The organism is Micromonospora desertarenae (genome assembly GCF_056150265.1).
In genome coordinates, this window is the sequence record NZ_JAXCFQ010000023.1 from 52,201 (window position 1) to 62,781 (window position 10,581).

Here is a 10,581-nt window from a genome sequence, read left to right on the forward strand (position 1 = left end):
GGCCCGGGAGCAGCGGGTCACCGGTCCCCGAGGGCCGGCAGGCCACGCCGCGGCAGCACGAGCCGGACCGGTAGGGCGCCGGCGACCAGCCCCAGTCCGGCCACCCCGGCGAGCAGCACCAGGTACGTCGCCGGCGCCACCACCAGCCGGAACACGCCGTCCTGAGCCACGCTGAACGGGACGACCACCGCGCTGGTGACCGCGACGCCCAGGGCCAGCCCGGCCACCACCGTGATCACAGCCTCCCGGTCCACCAGGCGGTGCACCTGCCCCGCCGTCGCGCCGGCCAGCCGCAGGTCCGCGAACTCCCGCCGGCGGGCGGCGGCCGAGATGGCGAACGTGTTGACCACGGCGATCGCCGTGAAGCCCAGCGAGACGACCACCAGCAACTCCCACGCGCCCTGCTGGTTCCCGTCGTCGGTACGGGTCGCCGCCGCGGTCGGCACCACCCGGAGCTCGGGCCAGCGCTGCCCGATCCGTTCGGAAACCGCGCCGTCGGAGTGCCGGAGGGCGACCGTGCTGACCAGACCACGCGGGTCGTGCGCGGCGACCAGGGCGGCCGGCAGGGTCAGCTCGCCGAACCCGCGATGCCGGGTGAAGAGGGCGGAGAGCCGCAGGACGACCCGCTCCCCGTCGGCCAGCCAGATCGGCACCTCGTCACCGAGCCGCCAACCGTACGCGGCGGCCAGGTCGGCGCTCGCCGCGAACGTCCCGTCCCCGCCCAGCGCACCGTCCTCGACGGCCAGGTCGAGGACGCCTTCCGACCCGGTGCGGAGCAGACCCTGCGCGGCGTGGTCCTGGGGCTTGCCCTCCTGGGCGAGCACCACGCGGGTGGGCACGGTCGCCACCGCGCCGGTGACGCCGGGCAGCGCGGCCACCCGTGCCGCGGTGTCGAGCGGCAGTCCGGCGGCGCCGGTGACCAGGGTGGTCGCCCCGGCGAGCCGGGCGGCCTGCTGCTCCTCCGCCAGCCGGGCGGTCAACTCGCCGTTGAGCAGCAGCGGCGCGTTGATCGCGAACATCAGCACCAGCGGCACGGCCACCGCGGCGGTGCGGCGTACCTCGGTGCGGGTGGTGGCGGCGGCGAGCCAGCCGGCCGCCCCGGTGCCGGCGCTGAGCCGTCCCGGCACGGCGGCGACCAGCCGGACCAGCAGCGGGCCGAGCGCGGCGACCGCGCAGAGCAGCAGCGCCGACGAGATGAAGGTCATCCCCATGCCGAACGGACCGCCGAGCGGCACGAAGGTCAGCACGGCGACCGCGCCGGCCGCGGCGACCAGGGCGACGGCCGCGCGGGCCGCCACCCCGCCGCGTGGTGCGACGACGGTCTCGACGAGCGCCTGGGCCGGCGCGACCCGTACCGCGCGGCGGCCGGCGAACCGGGCGGCGACCAGGGTGACCAGCGCCCCGGCGCACCCGGCGAGCAGCAGCACCACCGGGTTGACCCGCACGGAGAACTGCGCCGGCACCACCCCGAGGTGCCGGAACCGGGCCGCCACCAGGTGCGCCACGAGCACGCCGAGCGGCAGCCCCGGCAGCGCGGCCACGGCGGCGAGTACCAGACTCTCCATCCCGAGCAGCCGCCGTAGCTGACGCGGGGTCGCCCCGATGGTGCGCAGCAGCGCCAGCTCGCGCAGCCGCTGCCGGACCCCGAGCGCCACCGTGCCGGTGAGCACGAAGATCGCGGCGAAGGCGGTGATGCCGATGGTGAAACCGAAGACGGAGATCGCTCCGATGTAGTCGGGCAGCGCCCCGGGCAGGTCGGCTTGCACCCGGTCCGCCCCGGTCAGCACCGGCGCATCCCCGGCCCCGGCCCGGACGGCCGCCAGCAGGGCCGCCTGGTCGGCTCCGGGCTGGGCCAGCACCGCGACCGCGGTGGGGCCGGCCAGGCCGGAGACCCGGGTCACCGCACCGTCGGCGAGGAAGAGCGCGCCCTGCGCGGGCAACGCGTCCCGCCCGGCCGGCGCGGCGACGCCGGCCAGTCGCAGCCGGTGGACGCCGGTGCGGGTGGTGATCCGGACCTCGTCCCCGACGGTGAGGCCGCCCCGGGCGGCGAGGTCGGCGTCCACCACCGCCTCCCCGGCCGCCGGCTCGTGTCCGGCACGCAACCGGTACGGGGTGAGCGCGGCCGACGACCACCCGTGGCCGATCACCGGGGCGCCGTCGGCGCCGCGTACCGGCCCGGCGGCGGTGGTCAGCTCGACGGGGAAGGCGGTGTCCGGGACGACCCGGGCCACCCCGGTCAGCTCGGCCAGCCGCGGCACGAGGTCCGCGGGAAGCGTCCCGGCACCGCTGAGGCGTTCGGTCTTCGTCTTGGTCTTGGTCTTGCCCTTCTTGTGCTTCTCCTTCGTCGTGGTGAGGGTGACCTCGCGGGCGCCGGAGACCACGGCCGTGGCGTTCGCGAACCGGTCGGCCGGCGGGGTCGCGGTGAGCACCGAGAAGAGGAGCAGCCCGGCCCCGGCCAGCAGCGCGACGGCCAGCAGCGCGGCGAGGAAGGTGCCCAGGTAGGCGCCCCGGTGGCGGCGGAGCGTTCCGATCGCCAGGCGGATCATGCGGCCGTCACCGCCGTCATCCACGCGGCCACCGTCTCCGCCGTCGGGTCGGCCAGTTCGCTGACCACCCGGCCGTCGGCCAGGAAGACGACCCGGTCGGCCCACGCGGCCGCCGCCGGGTCGTGGGTCACCATCACCACGGCGGTACGCAGGTCGTCCACCGCCTCGCGCAGCAGCCCGAGCACCTCGCGGCCGGCGCCGAGGTCGAGCGCCCCGGTCGGCTCGTCGGCGAAGATCACCTCGGGTCGGGCGGCGAGCGCCCGGGCGAGCGCGACCCGCTGCCGCTGGCCTCCGGAGAGCTGCCCGGGCCGGTCGTTCTCCCGCCCGGCGAGGCCGACCCGGTGCAGCACCTCACGGGCCCAGGCCCGATCCGGCCGGGTGCCGGCGAGCCGCTGCGGGAGAAGCACGTTCTGCCACACCGACAGGGAGTCCATCAGGTTGTACGACTGGAACACGAAGCCCACCCGGCGGCGGCGGGCCTGGGTGAGCTTCGGCTCGCGCAGCGTCCCGAGCTCCTGCCCGGCGAGCCGGACCCGGCCGCCGTCCGGCCGGTCCAGCCCGGCGGCGCACTGCAGCAGGGTGGACTTCCCCGACCCCGACGGCCCCATGACCGCGCTGAACGTCCCGGCCGCGAAGGCGACCGTCACGCCGGCCAGGGCGGGCGCACCGCTGCCGCCCGCATACCTCCGCACCACCTCGACCAGTTCGACGACCGGTCCACCAGCTCCGTGAATTCGCATGTCCTCAGCCTCGTCATCGGGCGGACCGAGCGACACACGGTGACCTCGTATCTGTGGGGTGGGGACAGCCCTACCCCCGCTCCTCAGGCATCGGCCGCGGCAGCCCGGTTGGTCGCCGACATCGGACCCGAGCAGCGCGCTGACTGCCGCCACCTCGTCCGGTGAGATGGCCGGCCCGTCTACACCCGAACGCCGAAATGGTCGTGCCATCGCGAAGAAGGAGCGAGTCGAAGACGCAGCCGGGTGTTACCCGCCAACGTTTTTCGGCTCCAGATCCAGGGGCGGAAGGATTCCGGATCGCGGCGGGCGAATCGGTATTTGTTTCCTGGCCGGCACCCCCGGCTGTGTGGCACGTGGTACGACGGAGGGTAGATCGCGCAAAGCCGACAGAACGGGCGTGCCGATGACCGCCGGCAACACGGGCGAGCTGCTGCGGGACCACGCCGAACCGCAACGCGCCACCTACGTCGAACTCTTCTTCGACGTCATCCTCGTCTTCGCGTTCACCCGGCTCTCGCACACGCTGTTCACCGACCTGACCTGGCTCGGCGCCCTGCACACCGTGATCCTGCTCGCCGCCTTCTGGTGGGTCTGGGTCTTCACGGCCTGGACCACCAACCGCCTCAACCCGGCCCAGCCGGCGATCCAGCTCGTGATCATCCCGATCATGCTGGGCACCCTGGTCATGGCGGGTGCGGTGCCCGAAGCCTTCGGTGAGGACGGCATGGTCTTCGCCGTCACGTACGTCACCATCCAGGTCGGCCGCGCCCTGTTCGTCACGGTGACCATGCGCGGTCGAGGCGAGGTGGCGATCGGCTCGCTCCAGCAACTCATCTGGTTCTGCCTTTCTGGAGCGCTGTGGATCGCCGGCGCTCTGACCGAAGGCACCAGCCGGGTGGTGATCTGGTTCCTCGCCGCTGCCCTCGGTTACACCATGAGCCGGCTGGAGTTCCGGCTGCCCCGGCTGGGCCCGGCCCGGATCGCCACGCAGACGGTCTCCGCCGAGCATCTGGCCGAGCGGTACCAGCAGATCATGATCGTCGCGTTCGGCGAGACGGTCCTGGCGTCCGGTGGACAGTTCGCGGTGCGCGGCTTCGAACGGGACAGCGTGATCGCGTTCGTGCTGGCGTTCGCCACCACCACGCTGATGTGGCGGATCTACTTCTACCGGGCGGGCCTGCTCCTGCCGGGCGTGATCGCGGCAAGCACCGCTCCGGCCGTGTTCGCCCGCTCCGCCTCGTACGCCCATCTGCTCATGACCGGCGGCATCGTGCTCAGCGCGGTCGGCGACGAGATCGTCATCACCCACGCGTTCGCCGAGGCCAACCTCGTCTGGTCCAGCGTCATCCTCTGCGGACCGGCGATCTATCTGGCCGGCCGGGCACGGCTCGACTACCTGTCGTTCAGCCGCGTCGCCCTGTCCCGGGTGATCGGGCTGGTCGTGCTGGTCGTGCTGGCGCCGGTGGTCGCCTTCCTGTCACCGATCTACATCGCCGTCGTGGCCATCGTCATCCTCAGCACGATCGCCGTTTCGGACACCATCTCCTGGCGATTTCGCCCAGCAGGCTCGCCCCGCCACCACCGCCCCGGGGCCGTTATCTACGCCCCTAACGCTCGTACCGCCTGACCTTGCGCGGCTGACGATGCGCGGGCTCGGGCGGTCGGCGCCGACACCGATCAGGAATCGAGAAGCGCCGGTCATCCAACCGTGACTAGCGTGACTGCCGTTGATGTCCCACGCCCCCTGGCCCGGCGGCTGGCCAGGGGATCTGCTCGCCTTTGGAGGAGGTCCCGTTGAACTGGAACGCGTGGATCCGGCAGCTCCACCGCTGGCTTGCCATCGCCTTCACGGTGACCGTCGTCGTCACCGTCATCGCCCTGGCGCGGGAGGAACCCGTCGTCTGGGTGTCCTACGTACCGCTGCTTCCGCTCGCCCTGCTGCTGGTCACCGGGCTGTACCTGTTCGTCTTGCCCTATCTCCTCAAGCGGCGCGGCCGGGCGGCCGCCGAGCGATGAACGGGCGCGCTCGCCGGCCGCGCCCCCCTCGGCCGGCGAGCATCGCCCGGCACCCGGGCGAGGCGGTCGCCCGGGTCGCCGCCCACTTCCGGCGCAAGCTCCACGGCGGACGGTGAGCCGAGCGCCCGCCGGCCGTCGACGACCAGGCCGACCGGGCCGGGTCAGGACGCGGCCAGCGGCGCCAGCAGACCACAACAGACCAGCCCGAACACCGCGAACACGAGGACGAGGATGGTGTAGTTCGACCAGAGCCCGAACCTCGTCACGTCGGCGCCGTGCCCGTCGTGGACGCGGTTGCGCCACACGCCGAAGCGGAACGACAGCTGGTGCGTCGCACCGGGCTGGGCGGCCAGCGAGGTGGTCACCAGTGGGATGCCCATGAAGTCGGTGTAGCGGACGTCGTGCGGTCCGGGCGGGATCACCAGGTACCAGGTGCCCTCGCCCGGGATCGGCACCGTCTGGCCGTCGATCTTGAGCTTGCCCGTGCTGGGCACGGGCACGATGTACGGGCCACGGTTGACCGAGACGGCGAGCACCGCGTAGCCGGGCGGCGGCGGGATCGGATGGGGATACACCAGCGGCGTCACGGCGCCCGGAACCGGCGGGTAGGCCGAATGAGGGGGGTACGACACCGGGACATCCTCACACGGGCGCGCTCGGCCGACGGGTACCGGTCAACCGGCGGCAGGGCCCGACCCGGCGGTCCACTGGGCGGCCAGCAGGCCGTAGATCAGGATGTCCGTCCACTCGCCCTTCGTCCAGTGGTCCTGGCGCAGGTGGGCCTCCCGGACCATGCCGACCCGCTCGCACACCCGTGCCGACGGTGTGTTCCGGGCGTCCACGTGGGCGATCACCCGGTGCATGCCGCACTGCTCGAACGCCACCCCGATGAGCGCGCGGACCGCCTCGGTGGCGAATCCGCGGCCGGACACCGACGGGTGGAAGGCCCAGCCCATCTCGCCCCGGGACAGCGTCTCGTCGGCCGGCCACAGGATGACGTCACCGACGATCTCGGCCCCGTGCTCGACCACCAGCGCGAGCCGGGACTCGGCTCCGGTGATGCCGGTGCCGTTGACGCGCCGGGCGACCACGGTGGTCGCGAACTCCCGCGTCCACGGCTCCCACGGGATGTAGCGGGCCACCATCGGGTCGCTGTAGTACGCGAGCAGGGCGTCCACCTCGTCGCCCCGGTACGGCCGCAGGCACAGCCGCTCGGTACGCAGCGGCAGGGTCAGCTCAGGCATCGTCCCAGTATCACGGTCGGCTTCGACCCGGACGGGGCTGCCCGCCGGGCCCCGGGCCGCCGCCGCGGCCCGGGATCCGGCCGGTCCCCCGTCAGGCCGGCGCCCCCGCGCGCTTGCGGTACCGCTCGGCCCGCCGCCGCACCTGGGTGTACGCGCTGCTCAACCCCATCGCCCGACGCACCTCCACCAGCGTCTTGCGCACCTCGGCGCGGGTCCGCTCGGTCCCCTCGACGATCAGCTGGTCGACCCGGCCCGGGTCCGCCTCGATCCGGGCCCGGCGTTCCCGGATCGGGTCGAGGAACCGGTTGAGTGCCGCCGCCAGGTCCTCCTTCACCTCGACGTCGCCGACCCGCCCGGCCCGGTAGCGCTGCTTCAGCTCCGCCACCCGGTCCCGGTCCGGGTTGAACACGTCGTGGTACGCGAACACCGGGTTCCCCTCGACGGTGCCCGGCACGTCGGCCCGCACCCGGTTCGGGTCGGTGTACATGCCCATCACCTTGCGGCGCACGGTGGACGCGTCGTCGGAGAGCGAGATGGTGTTGCCCAGGCTCTTGCTCATCTTGGCCCGGCCGTCCGTGCCGACCAGGGTGGGCGTCTCCGCGGGGATCAGCTCGGGCACCGGGAACACCTCCCCGTAGAGGTGGTTGAAGCGCCGGGCGATCTCCCGGGTCACCTCGACGTGTGCGGCGTTGTCCTTGCCGACCGGGACCGCCTCGCCCTTGACGCAGAGGATGTCCGCGGCCTGGAGCACGGGGTAGCCGAGCAGGCCGTACGGCATCTCCTCCTTGCCGGAGTCGCGGGCCATCTCCTTCAGCGACGGCACCCGCTCCAGCCGGGGCACCGTCACCAGGTTCTGGAACAGGGTGTTCAGGTCGCCGACCTCCGGGATGGCCGACTGGAGATAGAACGTCGCCCGCGCCGGGTCGACGCCGGCGGCGAGGATGTCGGTGACCATCTCGCGGGCGTTCTCGGCCACCCGCTCGATGTCCTGCCGGGTGTTCCTCGTGGTGAGCATGTGCAGGTCGGCGATGATGAAGAAGCTCTCGTACCGCTGGTGCAGCCGCACCCGGTTCGCGATGCTGCCGACGTAGTGGCCGAGGTGCAGCCGCCCGGTCGGGCGGTCCCCGGTGAGCATCCGTGCCGTGGACATGGTGGTACGCCTTTCGTGCCGGAAGAGGAGGATGGGCGCGATCGACCCGGGCGGACGCCCCGGGGTCGGTGGGATTCGGGTCAGTGCGCCGAACGCCATCGCGCGCCGTCGCGGAACCTCAGTCCGCCGGCACGAAGCACGTCGATGATCCGCTCGCGGCCGTCGCCGGAGCTGGTGGGGAAGGTGGGCACGGCGTCGAGCGGGAGGCCGTCGACCGGGTCGACGACCTCCGGCGCGTAACTGCTCGCCCGGACCATGCCGCTACGGTAGCCGGTCCACCGGCCGTGGTCAGCCCTGGCGGTAGCTGTCCTGGTAGTAGCCGGCCACCCGGTCCCGGTAGTCTGGCCGGTCGTACGCCTCCGGCTCGAACGCCGGGGACTCCTTGACCTGCTCCCGGGTCCGGTCCACGTACACCGTGCGGTCGAGGTGGTCCACCCGGTCCACCGTGCCGACCGGCAGCAGCACCTTGCGGCCGAGGATCCACGGCCCGGTGTCGACCACCAGCCAGCGGGCGTCGGTGTCCCCGCTGGCCTCGTCGACCGAGCCGATCCGGCCGTCGGTCGCCTCGACCCGGTAGCCCGTCAGGTCGATCGGGGTGCCGGGCCCGGGCGCGTCCGGGCCGTCGCCGGACCGCTGCTGCGGCGCCGCGGGCGGGGTGGCCTGCTCGTACCCGCCGGCGAGCGCGGCCGGGTCACGCCAGGCCCAGGGATTGAACGTCGACGGTTGCACGGTCACCTCCGAATTGGTGGTCACGGCTGACCGCGTCATTAGTGCCCACCCCCCGGTCGCGGGAAACAACCTGGCAATTATCGGTTCACCGGAATGTCTCCTGCGAAATTCGTCATATTCGACGTCGGTCGATCGATGCTCGCCCGTTTCCGCAGGTGGTTTCGGTTGTCACCGTACGGCGGCACATTCGTGCGCAATGCGGAGTGTCTCGCCGGCACATTCGCTGCGGGGGTGTCGGCCGCCCATTCTGTTCCCTGCATCCGCAGCAGAGGGAATAGGGGAAGCAGATGTCTCGCACCATTCGGCGACTCGGCGTCGTGCTCGCGCTCGCGGTCGGCCTGGTCGGCGCGGCGGGGGCCACCGCGCAGGCCGCGCCGGTCAACCCGGTGACGCCGCAGTCGTCCTGTGGGCTCGGCTACGTCGTCCAGGACCAGGACCCGATCCGGCACGCGGAGACCGGCGCCCTGCTCGGCACCGTCTACCTGCTCTACAACCCGACGGTCGGCTACGGCTGCACGGTCACCGTCAAGTCCGCGTACGTCGGCGCGCTGACCCGGACCCAGGTCTACCTCGCCGCCCAGTACCTGCCGACCCGGGTCGACGACGGCAACCGGCTCTACGCCGCCGGCCCCACCACGGCGTACGTCAAGGGCGGCTGCGTGATCTGGGGCGGCTTCATGGCCGACCCGAGCGGCACGGTCCACCACCACGAGCGGGCGAATCCCGCGATCGGCGGCATCGGCACCTGCTTCTGATCTCAAGGCAGTCCCGCGTCCGCGAGCCCGTGGGCCGCCGTCGGAAGCCCGGCGGCGGCCCCGCGATGCCGCTACCGTCGGGCTGATGGGACGGATGCGTGGCATCCACGAGCGGCCGGCCGGGCTCACCTACCAGCCGGAACTGGTCGACGTCGACGAGGAGCGGTCGTTGCTGGCCGCGCTGGCGGCCTACGACTTCCGCGAGGTCCGCATGCACGGGCAGATCGCCCGCCGGACCGTGCGGCACTTCGGCTTCGACTACGACTACGGCTCCTTCCAGCTCACCGCCACCGAGGCGCTGCCGGTCGAGCTGCACGAGGTCCGCCAGCGCTGTGCCGCGCTGGCCGGCCTGCCGGCGACCGCGCTCGCGCAGGCCCTGGTCACCCGCTACCCGCCCGGGTCGGTCATCGGCTGGCACCGGGACGCGCCGGCGTTCGGGCCGACCGTGGTCGGCCTCTCCCTGGGCTCCGCGTGCCGGTTGCGGTTCCAGCGCGGCAAGGCCGACGACCGCCGGGTGTACGAGGTGGAACTGGCGCCCCGGTCGGCGTACGTGCTCGCCGGCGCGGCCCGGTCGAGCTGGCAGCACAGCATCCCGCCGGTGCCGCAGCTGCGCTACTCGGTCACCTTCCGGCAGCTGCGCACCGGCTGAGCTGCGGCGCTGCCCGGCCGTGGCCCGGTCCCCCCGGGATCGGACGCTGGCATACTCGGCAGCCATGGTGCTGTCGCGTGGCTGGGCGCTCTTCCTCACCGGGGTCGGGATCTGGACCTGGGTGATCTGGCCCCGGTTCGCGGTGGCCATCTGGAAGGACCCGCGCTCCTGGTCCACCGGCCGGGTCGGTGACTTCCCAGCCACCAGCTTCCTCTGGATCCACGCACTGCTCATCGCGGCGTCCCTGGTCATCGGCACCACCGTCGGCGTCCTCGGCATCCGGGCCTGGCGGGCCGCCCGCCGCCGTGCCTCCGCCGGCTGAGCGCTGGCCTCGGAATACCGGCGCCACTGGTCGGGTTGTGCTCCTCGTCCGCGGCTCGGGCCGGGCGGTCGCCACGAGCGGCCCCCGCACCGGCGGCTCGGCGGGCCGGGAATGGGCCGGCAGAGCTACGCGTGGCCGGACCTCCGAGCAGCGACCGGGTCCCGGTCAGCGGGTGTGACGCGGGACGCGTCGCGCGGATTTGACGATCAAACCCGCGGCCGCGTAACTTTCTCTCTGCCAGCGCGGAACGGGGCAAACAGGGCGAAAGTCCTGGGTGGCCCGCACCGGGAATGGCACCGGCACCACGGAGGTTGTACTCCACGGAGCCGGTCCGGGCGGTGCCCCGGATTCGCCGAGGGGCGGATTTGGTGAGGCGGAACCGACCGGGTATGGTTGACGACCGGCAGGGCACCGGGCGAGCTAGCGGGAG

The 10,581-nt window shown here is 73.0% G+C and carries 12 protein-coding genes; 5 read left to right on the forward strand and 7 right to left on the reverse strand.

Annotated features, from left to right (window positions below; genetic code table 11):
• Window positions 1-17 precede the first annotated feature (17 nt).
• Window positions 18-2,546, reverse strand: coding sequence for an ABC transporter permease (locus SM577_RS31020; RefSeq protein WP_474588642.1), 2,529 nt, complete (start codon window positions 2,544-2,546; stop codon window positions 18-20).
• Window positions 2,543-3,286 carry an ABC transporter ATP-binding protein gene (locus SM577_RS31025; protein WP_474588643.1) on the reverse strand — a complete coding sequence of 248 codons (744 nt, stop codon included), beginning with the start codon at window positions 3,284-3,286 and terminating at the stop codon, window positions 2,543-2,545. The genes SM577_RS31020 and SM577_RS31025 overlap by 4 nt, the downstream gene beginning before the upstream one ends.
• Before the next feature lie 403 nt (window positions 3,287-3,689).
• Between SM577_RS31025 and SM577_RS31030 the strand changes: the two genes are divergently transcribed.
• Window positions 3,690-4,913, forward strand: coding sequence for a low temperature requirement protein A (locus tag SM577_RS31030; RefSeq protein ID WP_474588650.1), 1,224 nt, complete (start codon window positions 3,690-3,692; stop codon window positions 4,911-4,913).
• Between the two features lie 167 nt (window positions 4,914-5,080).
• Window positions 5,081-5,302: a hypothetical protein gene (locus tag SM577_RS31035; RefSeq protein ID WP_302920507.1), complete on the forward strand. Its 222-nt coding sequence runs from the start codon at window positions 5,081-5,083 to the stop codon at window positions 5,300-5,302.
• A gap of 161 nt (window positions 5,303-5,463) precedes the next feature.
• On the opposite strand, the gene SM577_RS31040 is transcribed toward SM577_RS31035, so the two are convergent.
• From SM577_RS31040 to SM577_RS31060, 5 genes are all read right to left on the reverse strand, one after another.
• The gene (locus SM577_RS31040; protein WP_302920508.1) at window positions 5,464-5,934 is read right to left on the reverse strand and encodes a hypothetical protein; all 471 of its coding nucleotides are present in this window, start codon (window positions 5,932-5,934) and stop codon (window positions 5,464-5,466) included.
• 42 nt (window positions 5,935-5,976) lie between these two features.
• Window positions 5,977-6,546 (reverse strand): GNAT family N-acetyltransferase, encoded by a 570-nt coding sequence (locus SM577_RS31045; protein ID WP_474588644.1) that lies wholly within the window; start codon window positions 6,544-6,546, stop codon window positions 5,977-5,979.
• Window positions 6,547-6,637: 91 nt separating this feature from the next.
• Window positions 6,638-7,696 (reverse strand): tryptophan--tRNA ligase, encoded by a 1,059-nt coding sequence (trpS, locus tag SM577_RS31050; protein WP_302920510.1) that lies wholly within the window; start codon window positions 7,694-7,696, stop codon window positions 6,638-6,640.
• Window positions 7,697-7,776: 80 nt separating this feature from the next.
• Window positions 7,777-7,953 (reverse strand): hypothetical protein, encoded by a 177-nt coding sequence (locus tag SM577_RS31055; protein ID WP_302920511.1) that lies wholly within the window; start codon window positions 7,951-7,953, stop codon window positions 7,777-7,779.
• Between the two features lie 31 nt (window positions 7,954-7,984).
• Complete coding sequence (locus tag SM577_RS31060) at window positions 7,985-8,425, reverse strand: PRC-barrel domain-containing protein (RefSeq protein WP_474588651.1); 441 nt, start codon at window positions 8,423-8,425, stop codon at window positions 7,985-7,987.
• A gap of 287 nt (window positions 8,426-8,712) precedes the next feature.
• On the opposite strand from SM577_RS31060, the gene SM577_RS31065 reads away from it, so the two are divergent.
• From SM577_RS31065 to SM577_RS31075, 3 genes are all read left to right on the forward strand, one after another.
• Window positions 8,713-9,180: a hypothetical protein gene (locus SM577_RS31065; RefSeq protein ID WP_474588645.1), complete on the forward strand. Its 468-nt coding sequence runs from the start codon at window positions 8,713-8,715 to the stop codon at window positions 9,178-9,180.
• Between the two features lie 85 nt (window positions 9,181-9,265).
• Window positions 9,266-9,829, forward strand: a complete 564-nt coding sequence (locus tag SM577_RS31070; RefSeq protein ID WP_474588646.1) for an alpha-ketoglutarate-dependent dioxygenase AlkB — start codon at window positions 9,266-9,268, stop codon at window positions 9,827-9,829.
• A gap of 64 nt (window positions 9,830-9,893) precedes the next feature.
• Window positions 9,894-10,151: an SCO4848 family membrane protein gene (locus SM577_RS31075; RefSeq protein ID WP_302920514.1), complete on the forward strand. Its 258-nt coding sequence runs from the start codon at window positions 9,894-9,896 to the stop codon at window positions 10,149-10,151.
• Window positions 10,152-10,581: the final 430 nt, after the last annotated feature.